Annotated in this window: 20 protein-coding genes; 6 read left to right on the forward strand and 14 right to left on the reverse strand. The window is 57.6% G+C overall.

Going from position 1 to position 20,929, the window contains the following annotated elements:
- Position 1 precedes the first annotated feature (1 nt).
- Complete coding sequence (gene sdhD / locus OC597_RS19790; protein ID WP_012005699.1) at positions 2–349, reverse strand: succinate dehydrogenase membrane anchor subunit; 348 nt, start codon at positions 347–349, stop codon at positions 2–4.
- Positions 343–732: a succinate dehydrogenase cytochrome b556 subunit gene (gene sdhC / locus OC597_RS19795; protein ID WP_004949747.1), complete on the reverse strand. Its 390-nt coding sequence runs from the start codon at positions 730–732 to the stop codon at positions 343–345. The genes sdhD and sdhC overlap by 7 nt, the downstream gene beginning before the upstream one ends.
- A gap of 733 nt (positions 733–1,465) precedes the next feature.
- On the opposite strand from sdhC, the gene OC597_RS19800 reads away from it, so the two are divergent.
- On the forward strand, positions 1,466–2,758 hold the full coding sequence (locus OC597_RS19800) for a citrate synthase (RefSeq protein ID WP_262210138.1): 1,293 nt from the start codon (positions 1,466–1,468) through the stop codon (positions 2,756–2,758).
- A gap of 59 nt (positions 2,759–2,817) precedes the next feature.
- On the opposite strand, the gene nei is transcribed toward OC597_RS19800, so the two are convergent.
- The 12 genes from nei to OC597_RS19860 all read right to left on the reverse strand — a co-directional run bounded on the left by nei (position 2,818) and on the right by OC597_RS19860 (position 13,120).
- Positions 2,818–3,609 carry an endonuclease VIII gene (nei, locus tag OC597_RS19805; protein ID WP_262210139.1) on the reverse strand — a complete coding sequence of 264 codons (792 nt, stop codon included), beginning with the start codon at positions 3,607–3,609 and terminating at the stop codon, positions 2,818–2,820.
- Positions 3,610–3,665: 56 nt separating this feature from the next.
- Positions 3,666–4,310 carry a pyroglutamyl-peptidase I gene (gene pcp, locus OC597_RS19810; protein WP_262210141.1) on the reverse strand — a complete coding sequence of 215 codons (645 nt, stop codon included), beginning with the start codon at positions 4,308–4,310 and terminating at the stop codon, positions 3,666–3,668.
- Between the two features lie 9 nt (positions 4,311–4,319).
- Positions 4,320–5,339, reverse strand: a complete 1,020-nt coding sequence (locus tag OC597_RS19815) for a DUF979 domain-containing protein (protein ID WP_099065130.1) — start codon at positions 5,337–5,339, stop codon at positions 4,320–4,322.
- Positions 5,336–6,067, reverse strand: coding sequence for a DUF969 domain-containing protein (locus OC597_RS19820; protein WP_099065129.1), 732 nt, complete (start codon positions 6,065–6,067; stop codon positions 5,336–5,338). Before OC597_RS19820 ends, OC597_RS19815 begins: the two co-directional genes overlap by 4 nt.
- Before the next feature lie 65 nt (positions 6,068–6,132).
- Positions 6,133–6,870, reverse strand: coding sequence for a 5-oxoprolinase subunit PxpA (gene pxpA / locus OC597_RS19825; RefSeq protein WP_262210143.1), 738 nt, complete (start codon positions 6,868–6,870; stop codon positions 6,133–6,135).
- Positions 6,860–7,792, reverse strand: a complete 933-nt coding sequence (gene pxpC, locus OC597_RS19830) for a 5-oxoprolinase subunit PxpC (protein ID WP_262210144.1) — start codon at positions 7,790–7,792, stop codon at positions 6,860–6,862. The genes pxpA and pxpC overlap by 11 nt, the downstream gene beginning before the upstream one ends.
- Positions 7,786–8,442: a 5-oxoprolinase subunit PxpB gene (gene pxpB, locus OC597_RS19835; protein ID WP_262210146.1), complete on the reverse strand. Its 657-nt coding sequence runs from the start codon at positions 8,440–8,442 to the stop codon at positions 7,786–7,788. The genes pxpC and pxpB overlap by 7 nt, the downstream gene beginning before the upstream one ends.
- A gap of 163 nt (positions 8,443–8,605) precedes the next feature.
- On the reverse strand, positions 8,606–9,349 hold the full coding sequence (locus OC597_RS19840) for a type 2 GTP cyclohydrolase I (RefSeq protein WP_207976112.1): 744 nt from the start codon (positions 9,347–9,349) through the stop codon (positions 8,606–8,608).
- Between the two features lie 17 nt (positions 9,350–9,366).
- Entirely contained in the window at positions 9,367–10,347 is a 981-nt protein-coding gene (locus tag OC597_RS19845) for an MBL fold metallo-hydrolase (protein ID WP_219015601.1), read from the reverse strand.
- Between the two features lie 22 nt (positions 10,348–10,369).
- Positions 10,370–11,800 (reverse strand): deoxyribodipyrimidine photo-lyase, encoded by a 1,431-nt coding sequence (phrB, locus tag OC597_RS19850; RefSeq protein ID WP_262210150.1) that lies wholly within the window; start codon positions 11,798–11,800, stop codon positions 10,370–10,372.
- 15 nt (positions 11,801–11,815) lie between these two features.
- The gene (locus OC597_RS19855) at positions 11,816–12,769 is read right to left on the reverse strand and encodes a YbgA family protein (RefSeq protein WP_262210151.1); all 954 of its coding nucleotides are present in this window, start codon (positions 12,767–12,769) and stop codon (positions 11,816–11,818) included.
- A 144-nt stretch (positions 12,770–12,913) separates the two neighbouring features.
- Positions 12,914–13,120, reverse strand: coding sequence for a YbfA family protein (locus OC597_RS19860; protein ID WP_012005686.1), 207 nt, complete (start codon positions 13,118–13,120; stop codon positions 12,914–12,916).
- A gap of 444 nt (positions 13,121–13,564) precedes the next feature.
- Here OC597_RS19860 and OC597_RS19865 point away from each other — a divergent pair, with 444 nt between their 5' ends.
- The 5 genes from OC597_RS19865 to kdpD all read left to right on the forward strand — a co-directional run bounded on the left by OC597_RS19865 (position 13,565) and on the right by kdpD (position 20,928).
- A complete protein-coding gene (locus tag OC597_RS19865; protein WP_004949718.1) occupies positions 13,565–13,654 on the forward strand; it encodes a K(+)-transporting ATPase subunit F in 90 nt (29 codons plus the stop codon).
- Positions 13,654–15,342 (forward strand): potassium-transporting ATPase subunit KdpA, encoded by a 1,689-nt coding sequence (kdpA, locus tag OC597_RS19870; RefSeq protein WP_262210153.1) that lies wholly within the window; start codon positions 13,654–13,656, stop codon positions 15,340–15,342. Before OC597_RS19865 ends, kdpA begins: the two co-directional genes overlap by 1 nt.
- Before the next feature lie 155 nt (positions 15,343–15,497).
- On the forward strand, positions 15,498–17,567 hold the full coding sequence (gene kdpB / locus OC597_RS19875) for a potassium-transporting ATPase subunit KdpB (RefSeq protein WP_099065116.1): 2,070 nt from the start codon (positions 15,498–15,500) through the stop codon (positions 17,565–17,567).
- A gap of 19 nt (positions 17,568–17,586) precedes the next feature.
- Positions 17,587–18,156 carry a potassium-transporting ATPase subunit KdpC gene (gene kdpC / locus OC597_RS19880; RefSeq protein ID WP_262210156.1) on the forward strand — a complete coding sequence of 190 codons (570 nt, stop codon included), beginning with the start codon at positions 17,587–17,589 and terminating at the stop codon, positions 18,154–18,156.
- Between the two features lie 78 nt (positions 18,157–18,234).
- On the forward strand, positions 18,235–20,928 hold the full coding sequence (gene kdpD / locus OC597_RS19885) for a two-component system sensor histidine kinase KdpD (protein WP_261251795.1): 2,694 nt from the start codon (positions 18,235–18,237) through the stop codon (positions 20,926–20,928).
- Position 20,929: the final 1 nt, after the last annotated feature.

Genomic DNA, 20,929 nt, shown 5'->3' on the forward strand with positions numbered 1-20,929 from the left:
CTTACGCACCCCACACTACGATTGTTCCGTACAGTAAATAGACCAGCAACACGACAACGATCGCCAGTTGCAACACCAGACGTACCGCTACCGGCTTGACGTAATCCGTCAGCACCTGCCACAACCCGATCCAGGCGTGAGCCAGAATCGACAGCAGCGTCAGCAGCGTGAACACTTTCGTAATAGAAGTGGCGAAGAAGCCGCGCCAGATTTCGTAGGTGAGATCCGGAGCCGTGACAAAAAAGCCCAGGATATACAGAACATACAGGGTGATGACGATAGCGGAAGCACGCAGTAACAACCAATCGTGTACGCCGTTGCGTCCTAATGCAGAAACATTGTTTACCATACGAGGACTCCAGCCAGAACTGACAGCACGACGGTCAGACCGATCGCCACCTGGGCAGAACGGGTACCGGCGGCTAAACTCTCTTCGATATAGCCAAAATCCATTAACAAATGGCGAATGCCACCGCAAATGTGATAGGCCAGCGCAGTGAGGATGCCCCAGAATATGAATTTGACAACGAAGCTATTCATGATGGCAGCAGCCTGCATGAAACCCTCTTGGGAAGAGAGTGACAGGCCCAGCAGCCAGAGGAGGATACCCACGGCAACGAAGGTAATTACGCCAGAGACTCGGTGTAAGATGGACGCTATCGCAGTTACGGGAAACTGAATCGTTTGCAGATCCAGGTTGACAGGTCTTTGTTTTTTCACGTTTTTGCCCACACAGCTCTTATTATTTTCCTTCCTCCGGCCTGGGCGGGGATCAGACAGCGTTAAGAGCCAAAACCCTCACACGTCACGCGCTCAAACAACAACATCCTCTGTGCTTAAACGGCGCGTAGTTATAACGCTGGGTGCTCCTACTTCAGGGTATCCCGGAGACCTGGCGGCAGTATAGGAGGATCACATTCTGATTACAATTCCCATACAATCCCTTTGGTAACATTTCCCCCGAACAGTGATTTAGATCACGGATTTCACAATTGGCACAAAATTAATTATCTGATTTGACAAGAGATCAACAATTCCATTACATATAGGGGCACAAACGGCCCTATGATGCGCTATAGGTCAGCAGATACACTTCCCCCGATGTTCAAGATATGCAACAGTGTATTTGAAAGAGCCTATCCCAATGGCGGTTTTTGCCGGTCACATTTGCAGCACGTTGCCGCAGATAAGCACAGATAAGGCATATAAAACAACCTATTGGGATAGGTTCAACCACCCCCGAACACGTCGTAGGTAAGATTAACAGAACATAACGAATTCCGATGAATCGTTAACAACTGGTCACCCGCCTCGTTCGCCTGGTTAGCACTCTGTACCCTACCCGCGCATTTGCGCAGTCGCTCACAGAGTTAGCGTCCGCTCCATTTTTTGCGGGCAACCTGAGGAGAATTAAGGTATTTCAGTTGTTAGAGGTTTTTAAAATAAGGCGCAAAGGAGACTGTAAATGACTGATAAGAAAGCGACGCTAACCATTAATGATGGTGAAGCTCCAATCGAACTGGGCATATTGACCCCGACACTGGGCCCCGATGTCCTTGATGTCCGCGCCCTGGGCTCCAAAGGTTATTTCACGTTTGATCCCGGCTTTACCTCTACCGCTTCCTGCGAATCCAAAATCACCTTCATTGACGGTGACAAAGGCGTACTGCTGCACCGCGGCTTCCCGATCGAACAGTTGGCTAAAGAGTCTTCCTATCTGGAAGTGTGCTACATCCTGCTGTACGGCGAGACCCCAACCGCAGAAGAGTTTGAAACCTTCAAAACTACCGTGACCCGTCACACCATGATCCACGACCAGATCACTCATCTGTTCCGTGGCTTCCGTCGTGACTCACACCCAATGGCCGTACTGTGCGGCGTGACCGGCGCCCTGGCGGCGTTCTACCACGATGCATTGGACGTCAACAACGAGCGTCACCGCGAGATCACCGCGTTCCGCCTGCTGTCCAAAATGCCTACCGTGGCGGCCATGTGTTACAAATATTCGCTGGGTCAGCCGTTCGTTTATCCGCGTAACGACCTGTCCTACGCCGGTAACTTCCTGCATATGATGTTCGCCACCCCGTGTGAAGAATACGTGGTGAACCCGGTGCTGGAACGCGCAATGGATCGCATCCTGATCCTGCACGCAGACCACGAGCAAAATGCTTCCACTTCCACCGTGCGTACCGCAGGCTCTTCAGGCGCTAACCCGTTTGCCTGTATCGCTGCCGGTATCGCTTCCCTGTGGGGCCCGGCACACGGCGGCGCCAACGAGGCCGCACTGAAGATGCTGGAAGAGATCAAGACCGTTGAGCACATCCCTGAGTTCATCAAGCGCGCCAAAGACAAGAACGACTCGTTCCGTCTGATGGGCTTCGGCCACCGCGTGTACAAGAACTATGACCCACGCGCCACCGTGATGCGTGAAACCTGTCACGAAGTGCTGAAAGAACTGAACAAGAAAGATGACAACCTGTTGGAAGTGGCGATGGAGCTGGAACACATCGCGCTGAACGACCCGTACTTCATCGAGAAAAAACTGTACCCGAACGTCGACTTCTACTCAGGCATCATCCTGAAGGCGATGGGGATCCCTTCTTCCATGTTCACCGTTATCTTTGCCATCGCCCGTACCATCGGCTGGATTGCGCACTGGAACGAAATGCATGACGAAGGCATCAAGATTGCCCGTCCGCGTCAGTTGTACACCGGCTATGCCGAGCGTGACTTCAAGTCCCAACTGAAAAACCAATAACGCCGCTTTACCCTACATAAAGCAGCAAAACGCCGTCCCCGTGGACGGCGTTTTTTTTGTTATTTCTGACAACCCGGGCACCAATAAAAGGGTCGTGAAGACAGCGTCGTACGCTCGATCATCGTACCGCAACGCTCACAGGGTTCACCACTGCGATGAAACACCTTAAAACTGAACAACGCGCCGTGGTGGCGGTTTTCATCCACCTGCCCGCGCGTCTGGTAAGACAAACGAGGCACCGCCAGCAGCGCCTCCGCCAGTCGTTGTAAAACATCAGGTTCCAGATCCTGTGGCTTATGTTGAGGTGCCAGTTCAGCCTGCCAGAGAATTTCAGCCCGCAGATAATTGCCCAGCCCGGCAAGAAACGCCTGATCGAGCAACATGCCACCCAGTTGCCGACGACGAAACGCCGGTGACAACAACCGCTGTTCTACCTCCGCCACCGTCAGCGTCATATCCAGCACGTCGGGACCGATACGCTGTAAAAATGGGTGCTGTTCAATTTCTTCACGCGGCCCGACGGTAATCTCCGAGGCGCTGTACAGCAAAATCGCCCGCTCCGCCGTTTCCAGCCGCACGCGCAGGTCCCGCTTGGTTTCCGGCTTATCCCCCGCTTTCACCACCTTCCACACGCCATACAATTGGTTATGGCTATACAGCGTCAGCCCGTTGGAAAAGTGGGTCAATAGTGCCTTACCCCGCGGCTCAATAGCGATAATACGCTCACCGATTAACCGGTCGCGGTAGTGTTTAAGCTGGGGAAAGGCAAAACCGACTTCGGTCAGTGGCTGGTCGATCACCGCCGCCGCCAGTGCATCCGCCGCCCGGCGAATTTCCGGTCCTTCCGGCATATGAAAACTCCTGAGTGGACCCCGGTGCAGCAAAGTGCACCGGGGGATAACTGCGGTTAATGCGTCGCACCGCCGACGACCTTCAGATCGTGTTCAACCTGTAGCGCAATGGAAATCGCCAGTTCCAATGCAAACAACACCGTGGTCGCCGCCATGCTTGGTGCGCCCGGGTGAGCGGCAGCCTGTTCCGGCAGATAAGGGATATGAATAAACCCGCCCTTGATTGCCTGCTGGTCGTTTAAACGGTGTAACAGGCCGTACATCACATGATTACAAACGTAGGTGCCGGCCGTTTGCGATACCGAGGCAGGGATACCCGCTTCACGCATCGAGCCCACCATCGCCTTGATCGGCAGTGTGCTGAAATAGGCTGCAGGTCCATTTTCAACAATAGGTTCGTCGATCGGTTGTTGCCCCTGATTATCGGGGATACGTGCATCATCGACGTTGATCGCTACCCGTTCGAGGGTGATGTCGGTACGTCCGCCGGCCTGGCCGATAGCCAACACCATCACCGGCTGCACTTCGTCAATCGCCGCATTCAGTGCTTCCAGCGCTTCGCCAAACACACAGGGCAGTTGGCGCGCAATGATGCGCGCACCGGCCAACTCCATATCATTGAGTTGCTTGACCACTTCCCATGAAGGATTAACGCGTTCGCCGCCAAAGGGCTCAAAACCCGTGATCAATACCTTTTGCATGCGTTCTCCTTACAGGAACATCAGGAAATAAAGCAGGAATACGTTAACCAACAGTAACAGCACCCCGGTCGGGATCTGTGCCTTGATCACCGCATTCTTGTCCGGCAGTTCCAGCAACGCCGCCGGTACAATATTAAAGTTAGCAGCCATTGGCGTCATCAGCGTGCCGCAATAGCCGGAAAACATGCCGATAGCCGCCATCACTGCCGGGTTACCGCCGTGCTGCAGCACCAGGATCGGGATGCCGATACCGGCGGTAACAATAGGGAACGCAGCAAAGGCATTACCCATAATCATGGTCAACAGCGCCATACCGATGGCATAAACCGCCACTGCGATAAAGCGGTTATCGACGGCCAGATACTCCTGGGTCAGATGAGAAATTGCTGTGCCGACGCCGGCAGTGGTAAACAGCAGGCCCAGCGTCGCGAGGATTTGCGGCAAAATAAACGCCCAGCCGATGGAATCCAGCAGGCGACGCGCTTCCTGGATCGGCTGCAACGCTTTTTCATGGGTCATTTTTACTGCGATAACCAGGCCAAGCAAACAACCGGCGGTCATCGAGAACAGGGTTATCAAGGTGGCATGGTTGCCGCTGCCGAAGACCGCAGTTTGCAGCGCCGGAATATTATTGAACAGCAGCACGCCCACCACCGTCACCACCGGGATTGCCAGCGCCGGGATAAACAGCCGGTTGCCCAGACGTTTGGCGCTCTCTTCGCGCTGCTGCGGGGTACGTTGGTGATAGCTGCCCAAACGCACACCGCCAAAACCGGCGATCAACGCCATGATCACCACCACCACGCCGACAATGATGTGCAGCATGCGTTTCTCGTTGCTGCCCTCACCCAGCACGTCGCCCAACAGGCTATAGGTCCAGTCGCCGACCAGGAACACCAGGCCGTACAGTGCCCAGAACAGGCCAGTGGTGACGCGGCGCGGGTTGGCACGATCGCGGAATGACATCACCGCCACGATCAGCAGTACCACGCCGGCCAGCCAGTAGAGATATTGTTGTTGGAAAGTCATTGGGCATCTCCTTTGGCCTGCAGCGCCGCCTGGTTGAGCTGCGACAGTTCAGCGCTGAGCTGTTTATCCATCCGGTAAAGCCGGAACGCATGGATCAGGAAGGCAAAGATGGCGGTAGGAATGCCCCATAAGGCGATATGCAACGGCTCGGTCTGGATGCCGCCGGATTCCAGCATAAAGTTGTGCATGAAGATGATTGCGCCGAAGGCGACAAAGATATCTTCACCAAAGAACAAGCCAACGTTATCCGTAGCGGCAGACATGGCACGCAGACGGTGACGCGTACGCTCCGGCAGCTCGCCGTAACGGTTTTCCGCCGCCCCTTCTGCCATCGGTGCCAGCAGTGGGCGCACCATTTGCGGGTGACCGCCCAGGCTGGTCAGCCCCATGGCGGCGGTAATTTCACGCACAAACAGATAGACGATCAGCAAACGTCCGGCGGTGGCGCTTTTGATCTTGGCGATCCACGCCTGTGCACGTTCTTTCAACCCGTGACGTTCCAGCAGGCCGATCACCGCCAATGGCAGCAACAGGATCAGCGGCAGGTTACGGGTATTGAGGAAGCCTTCGCCCAGTTTTTCCAGGATCACATCCAGCGGCATCAGTGCCGCCAGCCCGGTGATAATGCCGGCGGCAATCACTACCAGCACTGGGTTAAAGCGTAAAACAAATCCAACCACGATGGCAGCTATACCAATCAGTGGCCATAAGTTAACGGCCTGTTCCATAGTATTCCCTCGGTAATTTCTAATAGTTTGTGTTGTGTGTTTGCGTTGTACGTATTTAATTATTTTTATTCTGCGCTGACGCTGATGCCTTCCAGGGCAAAACGTTCGCGCAGCGTGCGCGCATATTCCAGCGCGTGTTCACCGTCGCCATGCAGGCAGACGGTTTCGGCCTGAACGGCGGCCCAGGTGCCGTCCAGAGTGCGAACCCGATGGTGGCGTACCATTTCCAGCGTTTGTGCCAGCGCCAGTTCATCGCTGGTAATCAGTGCCCCTGGCTGATCACGAGGTACTAATGTGCCGTTGGCCTGGTAACCGCGATCGGCGAACACTTCTTGCCGCGTCACCAGCCCCTGTTTTTCACCGGCACGGATCAGCTCACTGCCCGCCAGCCCCACCAGCCGCAAGGTCGGATCGACCGCTTTAACCGCCCGGGCGATGGCTTCCGCCAGTTCCGGTTCTACCGCCGCCTGGTTGTACAACATACCGTGCGGTTTGACATGAACCATCACTCCGCCTTCAGCACGGGCGATCGCCGCCAACGCGCCAAGCTGATACACCACCTGCGCATAGACCGTTTCCGCTGGCAGCTGCATACGGGTACGGCCAAAATTCTCGCGATCGGGGAAACTCGGGTGCGCGCCAATGGCTACACCGTATTCCAGCGCCCAACGCACCGATTGACGCATGGTTTGCGCATCACCGGCGTGAAAACCGCAGGCGATATTGGCCGAGCTGACCAGTTGCAGCAGCGCCTGATCGTTAGCGCAGCCCTCGCCGAGATCGGCGTTCAAATCAACGATCATTTAACCCCCAGGCAATCTGTTGAATAAAGTGCTCCTGTTCGACCCTGGCGCGTTGTGCCTCGGCCAAAGTACAGGGAACAAAGTGGATGGCCTCACCCAGACGGATCTGTGCCAGATGGTAAAGATCGGCTTCGATCACGCAGGCAATACGCGGGTAACCACCGGTCGTCTGCGCATCCGCCATCAGCACGATTGGCTGGCCGTTGTGCGGTACCTGCACCACCCCCGGTAACAGGCCGTGCGACAGCATTTCGCGGTCAGTGGTGCGGCTCAGCGCATGGCTGCCGTGCAGACGATAACCCATGCGGTTACTTTGTGGGCTCAGTTGCCAGGCGGTGCGCCAGAAAGCCTCTTTCGCCTCTTCGCTGAACTCATCATATTCCGGCCCCGGCAACGCCCGGATGCGGTTGTTGAACAGCGGCTGCTTCACCCCGGTGCTCTGCAATGGCAATGAATGGCCTTGCCCCAGCGGCAGGCTATCGCCATCCCGCAGATTGCGCCCTTCCAGCCCGCCAAAGGCGGCTTTGTTATCGGTGCTGCGCGAACCGAGCATTTCCGGTACCGCGATGCCCCCGCCGATCGCCAGATAGGTGCGCATACCGCGTTTTGGCGTTTTCAGTATCAGCTGTTGGCCCGAATTAACCGGATAACGCCAGCCAGTCCACAGCGGTTTACCGTCCAATTGCGCATCGCAACCGGCCCCGGTCAGAGCGATCCAACCCGGCTGAGTAAATTCAGCGCTAAATTGCCCAAGGGTGATTTCCAGCCCGGCAGCATTGGCAGCATTGCCCACCAGCAGGTTGGCGATCCTCAGCGCAGGTTCGTCGAGCGCCCCGCCCTGGCTAACGCCCAGACGACGGAAACCGTTACGGCCCAAATCCTGCACCGTGGTGTAAATGCCCGCACGCAAGATCTTCAGCATACCCCCTCCTTCTGCGGCACAAACCGCACGCTATCGCCGGGGCGCAGCAAGGTTGGCGGCATTTCATAGGGATTAAACAGTGCCAGCGGAGTACGGCCAATCAACTGCCAGCCACCGGGGGTGATCAACGGATAAATCCCGGTTTGGCTGCCACCTATGCCAACGGAGCCTGCCGCCACGGACAGGCGCGGTTCGGCGCGGCGCGGCGTCGCCAACTTTTCCGGCATGCCGCCCATATAAGAAAAACCGGGCTGAAAGCCGAGAAAATAGACCACATAAGCCGCTGAGGAGTGGCATTCCACCACCTGCTGCGGCGTCATACCGGTATGACGTGCCACTTCATCCAGGTCGGGGCCATCCTGACCGCCATAGATCACCGGAATATCCACCTGACGCGATTCCAGTATCAGACTTTCCTTGCTGTCCCACCCCTGTTGCAACAGCGCCAGCATCGCTTGCGCGTCGGCCTGCGGCGTGTTCAGCAGCAAAGTAAGATTGTTCATGCCCGGTACCACTTCACGTACATCGGGATGATGATTCAGTTTTTCGGCCAGCGCCCAGATCCGCTGCTGACTTGGCAGCGTCACCGGGGGCGACAGTTCAAGCACTACCGCTCTTTCACCTAATAAGTAACATCGTGCTAGTTGCACCCTTTTCCCCTTATCCCCGTCATCTTTTATTATTTTCAAAACCCATCTGTTATGCGTGACAGCGCGCTGGCTGTCAATAGAACAACCTTTGATAAAATAAGGGATTAGGCTATTAAAAGGATTCAGCCACGGTAAAAACCGGGCTGGATCCTGGGGAGAAAAATCAGGCGGGATTGGGGATATCGATAAAGGTCACATCAAAGCCATGATGGTGGGCTAACCATTCACCGAGCGCCTTGACGCCACCGCGCTCGGTGGCATGGTGGCCCGCGGCGAAGAAGTGAATGCCCATCTCCCGCGCGCTGTGAATAGTTTGCTCAGAGACCTCACCGCTGATGAAGGCATCTACGCCAAAGCGTGCGGCGCTGTCGATAAAGCCCTGACCACCGCCGGTGCACCAGGCCACACGGCGGATATGCGCCGGGGCGTTATCGCCGCAGTGCAACACGGCACGACCCAGGCGGCTCTCGATACGTTGTTGCAGTTCAACGCCGGTCAGCGGTTGCTCGAATTCGCCATGCGGCACCAACGGCTCCACTTCGCCAATCACCCGGATGCCCAGCAGATGCGCCAACTGTGCGTTGTTACCCAACACCGGATGCGCGTCCAGCGGCAGATGATAAGCGTACAGGTTGATGTCATTGCTCAGCAGCGTTTTCAGTCGGTTACGCTTCATGCCACGCACCGAGGGCGCTTCGTTTTTCCAGAAATAACCGTGATGCACCACGATGGCGTCCGCCTGGTGCTCCACGGCTGCATCCAGCAGTGCCTGGCAGGCGGTCACGCCGGTGACGATACGCTGTACATGCGGCCGCCCTTCCACCTGCAGGCCATTCGGACCGTAATCCTGAAAAGCCGCGGTGTTCAGCTCGTTATTGATCAACTGTTCCAGATCGAGGTTACGCATAGAGTTCTCTCTTCAATTCAAAATGTCTGCCGGTCGCCCTGTTCCATCAGGATAAATTTTACGCCCAGGTTGTTACCCTGATCCAACTGCTGCTTGATGGTCGCACGCACGTCTTCCCCTTGCTTCAGGCTGGGTTTGATATGGCTGATCACCACCGGGAAATCTTTCAGCGAGCCGTCACCCCCGCTGTACTGGGTCAGATTTTTCAACTCCTTCAACAGCCACGCCGGCGTCAGGTGGCCATATAGGTTTTTATCTTCCACCTCATTGGGATAGGAGGTTTCGATAATCATCCCTTTCAGTTTTTTCTGTTCGATAAGCGGCCCCAGCACGCGCCAGGCGCTATCCAGATTACGTGATTGCTCGAGGGCATCCGCCCCGGTGTCGCCGAAATAGGCGAAAGATCCGCTGCGATCGGACACCAACAGCATTGAGGAAGGGTAACGGTCATGACTGAGCGGATACATCACGCCACTCAGGCCAGTGACGCCCAGGGTCACGCGTTGCTGCGGCCGTACCGTTTGCAGCCGGTAGGTCCCCAAGCGTGAACCATTGCCGGAGTCGGTAAAGTTGGGCCAGGCCTTCCAGTTAAAGTAATGATTGCGCAGGGTCAGAATGGTATCGGCCTGGGCATAGATATTCTTTTTGGTGTCTTCCGGCGCGCCAATAATCAGCCCTGCCACGTGGTCCAGATGGCCGTGGCTGATAAAGTAAGCACCGATCAACTGGCGAAATATGTAGCCCTGCGGGGTATAAGGCGCGGCCAACTCAGGTGTCACCTGTGGGAAACTGCCCTTCTCCAACCCTTTGGCGATACCCGGCAGCAGTGAACCGGCATCCAGCGCCAGATACTGCGGCTGGCTGTCGTTGCGGATCAGGTAGGAGGTCAGATTGCCGTCGCTGACGCCACCGTCCACGCCCAGCGCCACCACGTCGAAGCCGGCTAGCGCCAGGGCTGAATAGCCACTCAGGCACAGGGCCAGCACCTTTTTCATCATTATTTCGCTCCTTGCTGTTGCCTTAATATTCCCCGCGCTTCGCCGCTTCAAAGGCGGCCAGTGTCTCCAGCCGTGCCTGCTTGTGGTCGACAATCGGCAGCGGATAATCCAGCACGCGCTGCTGTTGTTCCGCCCAGCGATGGGGTTGATGGATAGCATTGTCCGGTACATCCGCCAGCTCGGGCAACCATTTACGGATAAAAGTGCCTTGCGGATCAAAACGTTCGCCCTGAGTAGTCGGGTTAAAGATGCGGAAATACGGCGCGGCGTCGGTGCCGGTTGAGGCCGCCCACTGCCAACCGCCGTTATTGGCCGCCAGATCGCCGTCCAACAGTTGGGACATGAAATAGCGTTCACCGGCACGCCAGTCGATCAGCAGGTCTTTCACCAGAAAACTGGCGCTGATCATGCGTAACCGGTTGTGCATCCAGCCGGTGGTATTCAGCTGGCGCATGGCTGCATCGACAATCGGATAGCCGGTAACGCCCTGCTGCCAGGCCAGCAACAGTTCCTGATTATCTTGCCAGCGTACCCTATCCGTCCAATCGATAAAGGGACGGTGCTTGCATAACGCGGGATAGGCCACCATCAGATGCCGATAAAACTCGCGCCAAATCAGCTCATTCAGCCAGCCAAAGGCACCGCTGTCGTGATTTTCCAGCAGTTGCGGACATTCAGCGCGCAGGCGGTTGAAGCACTGTCGTGGCGACAACGCCCCTATAGCCAGATAGGGCGACAGGCTGCTGGTACCGGCAATGGCAGGGCGATCCCGCTGTTCAAGGTAATCCTGCACCTGTTCACGGCAAAAGGTACGCAGCCGCTGCAGCGCCGCTTCTTCCCCGGCGGGAAAATCCCCCGAGGGTTCGGCTGGCGGATAATCAAATCCCGCAGGGACGGTAGCTACCGACAATGCACCGCTCGCCCGGGGTTTGGGTGCCGGTAAGGATCGAAGGTCGGATTCGGTCAGGCGCTGGATAAAGGCTTTACGGAACGGCGTATAGATTTTGTACATTTCGCCGCCACCGGTTTTCACACTGCCCGGGGGCAACAGCAGGCTGTCATCAAAGCTCTGGTAAATCACCTTCCCGGACAAGCGCTGTTCCAACCGTTGGTCGCGTTGGCGTTCGTTGATTTCGTACTGGCGATTGTAAAACAGCGTATCCACCCGCTCCTGCGCGCAATACGCCGTCAGCCAGTCAACCGAGGCGGCAAAATCATCACACTGGTGGTAGCTAAGCGGAATGCCCCGTTCGGCAAGGGCCTGCTGCACTTGCAGCAAATTGGCATGGATAAATTCGGCCTGACGCGGCGCCATCTCGTGCTGCCGCCATTGTTGCGGGGTGGCAATAAATACCGCCAGCACGCGGGCGTCGGGATCGCTGCAGGCGGCATGCAGCGCTTTGTTGTCGGTCATACGCAGATCGTTACGCAACCAGACCAGATGCGTGGTCATAAAACTCCTTGTCAATTAGTGGCCATAACGCAGGCGCAACGCCTCGGGATAGGGTTCGAAATAGCGTTGATCGGCCAGATAGCGATCGGGGTATTCGGCCATGTAATGTTTGAGCAGCGTGATCGGTGCCAGCAGCGGCTGCACGCCCTGCCGATAACGGTCGATCAACTGTGCCAGTTCCTGGCGCTGCGCCGAACTCAGGTGATTGCGGAAATACCCCTGCACGTGCATCAGCACGTTGGTGTGGTTGCGACGCGTCGCCTTGTGTGCCAGCAGTTTCATCAGGCGGCTGCGGTATTCGATCGCGAACGCCTCCAGCGAGGTCCATTTATCCACGTCCGCTACAAAACGGCCCAACTCACGGTATTCCGGCTGCGAATGCGCCAACAGCGACAGCTTATAGCGGCTGTGGAAGGCGATCAGCCCGCCTCGGGTCAGCCCCTTGCGCCACAGCATGTTCAGTTCATACAGCGCGTAAACTCGCTCGACAAAGTTTTCCCGCAGCGTTGCGTCATTCAGCCGTCCGTCCTCTTCCACCGGCAGCCAGGGCATTTGGCGTAGCAACTCGGCGGTGAACAGACCGACGCCACTTTTACGTGCGCCCTCGCCGTTTTCATCATACAGCCGCACCCGCTCCATCCCGCAGCTTGGCGAATTGGCACAAACAATGTAGCCGCACAGGTGCTGCAAAGCGGCAATTCGCTGGGTGGAAAACTGCTGCATCTTGTCGGTCACATCGATGCTGTCGTCGTTGCTGTAGCGCAGCGCCACATGATGTGGTTTTTTGATCAACCTCAGCGCCGGACGCGGGGTTGACAGACCGATCGCCATTTCCGGGCAAATCGCCTCAAACTGCACGTAGGGTGCCAGTTGTTCCACCGCGAAGGCCAGCCGTTTGTGGCCCCCGTCAAAACGCACCGTCTCGCCCAGCAGGCAGGCGCTAATCCCGACAGGAATTTTGTCACTCATTGATGGGCTCCCACAGTGTTGGATGATGTTAAAAGTGTAGAGGAATTTGCGTCAGGAGACGAACGTTACCAGCACGATGGCCGAATAGCGCCCATAAAAAAACCCTCGCTGAGCAGCGAGGGTTTCAGGGGAAAGCGGGGGCGATCAGTAAAAATCGCAGGCCGCCAGTTCCGCCTGTTGCAGCCAGACCGGTTTATCGCTGGTTTTTGACCAGACACGGTGCAAATAGCTGTAAAAACGGGCGCGGTCGCTGCGGAACAGCATTACCGGTAAAGCCAACACACCTGCCAGGATCACTGCGCTGCGACGCAGGAGAATCCGATGCAATGAATAAGCTGGGTAGATAGACATGCGAACCTCCTTAAAAACGCCCGGCCGTCGATTTGTCTTGGAAACAGCACTGGCGTAAACCATTAAAACGGGATGATTTGGTAACTGAGCAAAATTTTAGCGCAACTGATGAAAGTTTACTACTCATCCGACCACTAAATTGGTCAAAAAATCGCAAATAAATACGTCATCACGTAATTTTGTTACACCAAGGTTAATAATTAACTAACCATTGGTTACATTATGGATATTGACCGCTTGCTTACACCAACCATCCTGCCAGGGAAGGCAAAGCACTGAGCCAAACGCCCCCCCCCCACAAAACCCTCGATGAAAAGCCATTTTTCGCTGTAATTTCAGCCATTTTTATACTTTTTTTACACTGACCGACGCTATTTTTTCATCTTCTTTCTACCGCCCTCCCTACACTCGCTTTATCAAAAACTACACCTCTGGAGGTGTCCTGTGAGTATCAGCGTTATTGGTGGTGCGCTGTTGGTCCTGCTGCTGTTGGGCTATCTGGTTTATGCCCTGTTCAACGCGGAGGATTTCTGATGGCAGCTTCAGCCTTTTTATTGATTGCCAGCTTCATGCTGGTGCTTTTGCTGCTGGCCCGGCCGTTAGGCAGTTTCCTGGCGCGCCTGATCGAAGGTGAACCCTTGCCCGCTCTGCGTCGGGTAGAGGCCGCCGTCTGGCGTTGTGCCGGCACGACCACCACCGAGATGAACTGGTGGCAGTACGCACTGGCGATCCTGTGGTTCAACCTGCTGGGCCTGGTGCTGCTGTTTGCACTGCTGATGGCGCAGGGCTCACTGCCGCTTAACCCACAGGGTTTCCCTGGCCTGTCCTGGGATCTGGCGTTCAATACCGCCGTCAGCTTTGTCACCAATACCAACTGGCAGGCCTACAGCGGTGAGAGCACCCTCAGCTACCTCAGCCAGATGGCCGGGCTGGCCGTGCAGAACTTCCTGTCTGCGGCTACCGGCATCGCCGTGGCCTTTGCGTTGATCCGCGCCTTCACCCGCCGGTCCAGCGCCACCATCGGTAACGCCTGGATCGACATGTTCCGCATAACGCTGTACGTGCTGTTGCCGATCTCACTGCTGATCGCGCTGTTCTTCGTCAGCCAGGGCACGCTGCAAAACTTCCTGCCTTACCTGCATATCAGTACGCTGGAAGGCGCGCAGCAGACGCTGCCGATGGGGCCGGTGGCCTCGCAGGAAGCGATCAAGATGCTCGGTACCAACGGCGGCGGCTTCTTCGGCGTCAACTCGGCACACCCGTTCGAAAACCCGACCGTGCTGACCAACTTTGTGCAAATGTTGGCGATCTTCCTGATCCCCTGCGCGCTGTGCTTTGCCTTCGGTCAGGCGGCCGGTGAAAACCGTCAGGGCCATGCGCTGATCTGGGCGATGTCGCTGATCTTCATCGTGGCCGTGGTGGTAGTGATGTTCGCCGAACTGGCAGGTAACCCGCATCTGAGCGAGTTGGGCAGTGCCAGCAACATCAATATGGAAGGCAAGGAGTCGCGCTTTGGCATTCTCGCCACCAGCATGTTCTCGGTCGTCACCACCGCCGCGTCCTGTGGTGCAGTCAACGCGATGCATGATTCCTTCACCGCGCTGGGCGGCATGGTGCCGATGTGGCTGATGCAGATTGGTGAAGTGGTGTTCGGCGGTGTCGGCTCCGGCCTGTACGGCATGCTGCTGTTTGTGCTGCTGACGGTGTTTATCGCCGGGCTGATGATCGGCCGCACGCCGGAATACCTGGGTAAAAAGATTGACGTTTATGACATGAAAATGACCGCGCTGGCGATCCTGGTCACACCGACCCTGGTGCTGCTGGGGAGCGCATTGGCCATCTCCACCGACGTGGGCCGTGCCGGCATCCTGAATCCGGGTGCTCACGGTTTCAGCGAAGTGCTGTATGCACTTTCCTCCGCTGCCAATAACAACGGCAGCGCCTTTGGTGGGCTGAGCGTCAACACGCCGTTCTACAACCTGCTGCTGGCATTCGCCATGTTCGTCGGCCGTTTCGGGGTGATCCTGCCGGTGCTGGCGATTGCCGGCTCACTGTGCGCCAAGAAGCGTCAGCCTGCGGGCAACGGCACTCTGCCAACCTACGGGCCGCTGTTTATCGGTCTGCTGGTCGGCACCGTGTTACTGGTGGGCGCATTGACCTTCGTACCGGCGCTGGCGCTGGGACCGGTGGCCGAGCATTTGCAACTTTGGTTGACCAAATAACAGGCGCATTCCCGTCGCCTTTCGAGCCGCAGCGTTGTTACCTGCACTCGCTCACCCCAGTTACTTACTCAAGTAAGCGCCTGGGGATGAGCGAGCTGGCCGCCTAGCTGCAACTCGAAATCCATAGGGAATGAAATAAAGAGAGAGAATAAAAGATGACTCGCAAACAACGCGCCCTGTTTGAACCGGCGCTGGTCCGTACCGCGCTGATCGATGCGCTGAAAAAACTGGATCCACGCACCCAGTGGCGTAACCCGGTAATGTTCGTGGTGTATATCGGCAGCATTCTGACCACGGCCATCTGGCTGGCGATCCTGGCCAAACAGACCGACGGCAGCGCCGCCTTTACCGGCAGCATCGCCATGTGGCTGTGGTTTACCGTGCTGTTCGCCAACTTTGCCGAAGCGTTGGCCGAAGGGCGTAGCAAAGCCCAGGCAGAAAGCCTGCGGGGCACCAAGAAAACCAGCTGGGCGAAGAAACTGGCCGGGCCACGTCGCGATGGCGCTACCGAGAAAGTCTCCGCCGAGAGCCTACGCAAGGGTGACGTGGTGCTGGTGGAAGCCGGCGATACCATTCCGTGTGACGGCGAAGTGCTAGAAGGCGGTGCCTCGGTGGATGAAAGCGCCATTACCGGCGAATCGGCACCGGTGATCCGTGAGTCCGGCGGCGACTTCTCATCCGTCACCGGCGGCACCCGCGTGCTGTCCGACTGGCTGGTGGTGCAGTGCAGCGTCAACCCGGGCGAAACCTTCCTTGATCGGATGATCGCCATGGTGGAAGGCGCCAAACGTCGCAAAACCCCGAACGAGGTGGCGCTGACCATTCTGCTGGTGGCGCTGACCCTGGTGTTCGTGCTGGCGACCGCCACACTGTTCCCGTTCTCGCAGTACAGCGTGGACGCCGCCAATGGCGGGTCGGTGGTCAGCATCACCGTGCTGGTGGCCTTGCTGGTCTGTCTGATCCCCACCACCATAGGTGGTCTGCTGTCCGCTATCGGCGTGGCCGGGATGAGCCGGATGCTGGGTGCCAACGTGATCGCCACCAGTGGCCGTGCGGTGGAGGCCGCCGGTGACGTTGACGTGCTGCTGCTGGATAAAACCGGCACCATCACGCTGGGTAACCGTCAGGCCTCCGAGTTTCTGCCTGCGCCGGGCGTTAAAGAACAGGAACTGGCCGACGCCGCACAGTTGTCTTCCCTGGCGGATGAAACGCCGGAAGGCCGTAGCATCGTGGTTCTGGCCAAACAGCGCTTTAACCTGCGTGAACGTGACCTGCAGGCGCTGAACGCCACCTTCGTGCCCTTCTCCGCCCAGACCCGCATGAGCGGCGTCAACGTGCAGGACCGCATGATCCGCAAAGGGGCGGTGGATGCCATTCGTCGCCACGTGGAGTCCAATCAGGGTCACTTCCCGCAGGCGGTGGATGACCTGGTGGCCAGCGTGGCACGTACCGGCGGCACGCCGCTGGTGGTAGCCGAAGGACCACGCGTGTTGGGGGTGGTGGCGCTGAAGGATATCGTCAAAGGCGGCATCAAAGAGCGCTTTGTCGAACTGCGCAAGATGGGCATCAAAACGGTGATGATCACCGGTGATAACCCGCTGACCGCTGCCGCCATTGCAGCAGAAGCCGGGGTCGATGACTTCCTGTCGGAAGCCACGCCGGAAGCCAAGCTGGCGTTGATCCGTCAATATCAGGCGGAAGGTCGCCTGGTGGCGATGACCGGCGACGGCACCAACGACGCCCCGGCATTGGCGCAGGCCGACGTAGCGGTGGCGATGAACTCGGGTACCCAGGCCGCCAAAGAGGCGGGCAACATGGTCGATCTGGATTCCAACCCAACCAAGCTGATTGAAGTGGTGCACATCGGTAAACAAATGCTGATGACCCGCGGTTCACTGACCACCTTCAGTATCGCCAACGACGTGGCGAAGTATTTTGCCATTATCCCGGCGGCGTTCGCGGCAACCTATCCGCAGTTGAACGCGCTGAACGTGATGCACCTGCATTCCCCCGCTTCCGCCATTATGTCGGCGGTTATTTTCAACGCCCTGGTGATCGTGTTCCTGATCCCGCTGGCGCTAAAAGGGGTGAGCTACAAGCCAATGAGCGCCGCTGCGCTGCTGCGTCGTAACCTGTGGCTTTATGGCGTGGGCGGTCTGCTGGTGCCGTTTGTCGGTATCAAGCTGATCGACCTGATCCTGGTCGCCTTGCATATCGCCGGTTAATCATTAAGAGGAAATGAAAATGTCTTATTTACGACCTTCGCTGGTGATGTTGATCCTGCTGACGTTGATTACCGGTATCGCCTATCCGCTGTTGACCACCGGGCTGTCGCAACTGCTGTTTTCCGGCGCGGCCAACGGCTCGCTGCTGTACCAGGGCGACAAAGTGGTGGGGTCGGCGTTAATCGGCCAAAACTTCACCAAACTCGAGTATTTCTGGGGCCGCCCTTCTGCCACCGGTGATTCGGCCTATAATGCCATGGCGTCTGCCGGCAGCAACCTGGCCGCCACCAACCCGGCACTGGACAAAGCCATTGCCGAGCGTGCGGCGCAACTGCGTCAGGCTAATCCGGCGATGAAAGGCCCGATCCCGGTCGATCTGCTGACCGCTTCCGGCAGCGGCCTGGATCCGCAGATTTCCCCCGCGGCGGCACAGTATCAACTGGCGCGGGTGGCTGCGGCGCGTCAACTGGCACCGGAGCAGGTCGCCAAACTGATTGATGAAAGTACCGATCAGGCCACCCCCAACTTTATGGGTGAGTCGGTAGTGAACGTGCTGAAATTGAATCTGGCACTCGACGCATTGAAATAGTGCCTCGCGAGCTGCTAAAAAATAGTTCTCGGGTTCGGCGTGCCGGACCCGCTTTACGTTGCTGCAAAAGGAACCCCGATGGTGGAAGAGGAACAACAGCGCCCCGACCCTGACAGCCTGCTGGCGCTGGCCAATGAAAAACCCCGCGGCCGCCTGAAGGTATTCTTCGGTGCCTGCGCTGGGGTGGGTAAAACCTACGCCATGCTGCAGGAGGCGCAGCGGTTGCGTGCCCAGGGGCTGAACGTGCTGGTCGGCGTGGTGGAAACCCATGGCCGCAGCGAAACCGCCGCGCTGCTGAACGGGCTGGATATATTGGCGCAAAAGCGTATTCAGTATCGCGGTCGGCTGGTGCAAGAATTTGATCTCGACGCCGCGCTGGCACGCCACCCGGCACTGATCCTGATGGATGAGCTGGCGCACAGTAACGCCCATGGTTCGCGCCATCCGAAGCGCTGGCAGGATGTCGAAGAGCTGCTGGACGCCGGCATCGACGTGCTGACCACCGTCAACGTACAGCACCTGGAAAGCCTGAACGACGTGGTCGGCGGCGTGACCGGGGTGCGGGTGCGTGAAACGGTTCCCGATCACGTATTCGATGAAGCCACCGAAGTGGTGCTGGTCGATCTGCCACCGGACGATCTGCGCCAGCGGCTGAATGAGGGCAAGGTGTATATCCCCGGCCAGGCCGAGCGCGCCATTGAGCACTTTTTCCGCAAAGGCAATTTAATCGCCCTGCGCGAACTGGCACTGCGCCGTACCGCCGACCGGGTCGATGACCAGATGCGTGCCTTCCGCGATACCCAGGGCCGTGAGCGCGTGTGGCACACCCGTGACAGTATCCTGCTGTGCGTTGGCCACAACAGCGGCAACGAAAAGCTGGTACGCATCGCCGCCCGGCTGGCGGCCCGGCTGGGCTGTCACTGGCACGCGGTATATGTAGAAACACCAAAGCTGCACCGTTTGCCGGAGAGTCAGCGCCGGGCAATCCTGCGGGCGCTGCGGCTGGCGCAAGAGTTGGGTGCCGAGACCGCCACCCTGTCCGAACCCTATGAAGAACGCGCGGTGCTGCGTTACGCCCGCGAGCACAACCTGGGCAAAATCATCATTGGCCGCCGCAGCGAACAACGCTGGAAGCTGCGCGGCAGTTTTGCCGATCGCCTCGGTCGACTGGGGCCCGATCTCGATCTGGTGATCGTCGCGCTGGAAAATGACAGCCAGCCACCGCAGGGCAAAGAGCATGACAACCGAAACTTTAGCGAGAAGTGGCGTATCCAACTGCGCGGTTGCGCGGTCGCCGTCGCGCTGTGCGCCCTGATCACCCTGCTTTCTCAATGGCTGCTGCCGGGCTTCGACCAGGCCAACCTGGTGATGGTCTATTTGCTTGGCGTTGCCATTGTCGCGCTGTTCTTTGGCCGCTGGCCATCGGTACTGGCAGCGGTAATCAACGTCGCCAGCTTTGATCTGTTTTTCGTCCAGCCGGAATGGTCGTTTGCCGTCAGCGATATGCAGTATCTGCTGACCTTCGGCGTGATGCTGACGGTGGGCATCACTATCGGTAACCTGACTGCCGGCGTGCGTTATCAGGCGCGGGTGGCGCGTTATCGCGAGCAGCGGGCTCGCCATCTGTATGAGATCTCCCGCGGGCTGAGCCAGGCGCTGACCACCGAAGACATTGCCAAAACCAGCCGCCACTTCCTCTCCAGCAGCTTCCAGGCAAAAACCGTGCTGCTGCTGCCACAGGAAGACGGCAAACTGCAGCAAATGGTCGGGGAGACCGGCGGACTGCTGTCGGTGGATGAGGCGATTGCCCGCTGGAGCTTTGACAAGGGCATGCCGGCCGGGGCCGGTACCGACACCCTGCCCGGCGTGCCCTATCAGCTGTTGCCGTTAGCCACGTCGAAGCAAACCTTCGGCCTGTTGGCCATCGAGCCCAGCAACCTGCGTCAACTGATGGTGCCGGAGCAACAGCGACTACTGCAGACTTTCGCGGTATTGATTGCCAGCGCACTGGAACGCCTGCATTTGGCGCGCAGCGCCGAGGAAGCCAAGCTGGACGCCGAGCGCGAACAACTGCGCAACTCGTTACTGGCAGCACTGTCCCACGATTTACGCACCCCGCTGACGGTGCTGTTCGGTCAGGCAGAGATTCTGACGCTCGATCTGGCAGCAGAAGGCTCCAACCATGCGCCCCAGGCCAGTCAGATCCGCCAGCAGGTGCTGAGCACTACCCGGCTGGTGAATAACCTGCTGGATATGGCGCGTATTCAATCCGGCGGCTTTAACCTGCGTAAAGAGTGGCAGTCGCTGGAAGAGATCGTCGGCGCATCACTGCACATGCTGGAGCCGTTGATGACCCAGCATGAAATTAAAGTGGAGCTGCCACCGGAGCTGGTATTGGTCAACTGTGATGGCAGCCTGCTGGAACGGGTATTCACTAACCTGTTGGAAAATGCCAATAAATATGCCGGTTACGATGCTACTATCGGTATTCGTGCCCATACGCTGCCAGAGTGGCTGGAAGTTGAGGTCTGGGACAATGGACCGGGCATTCCCGAGGGAAAAATGCAGCTTATTTTCGATAAGTTTTCCCGCGGTAATAAAGAATCGGCAATCCCCGGTGTGGGTTTGGGGTTAGCGATTTGCCGTGCCATTATTGAAGTGCACGGTGGCCGTATCTGGGCGGAAAACGGGGCCAATGGCGGGGCCAGCTTCCACTTTGTGCTGCCGCTGGAGAAACCGCCAGAAATAGACAGTGAACTCTTTGATCTATAAA

The organism is Serratia proteamaculans (assembly GCF_946227095.1).
Lineage (GTDB): Bacteria > Pseudomonadota > Gammaproteobacteria > Enterobacterales > Enterobacteriaceae > Serratia > Serratia proteamaculans_E.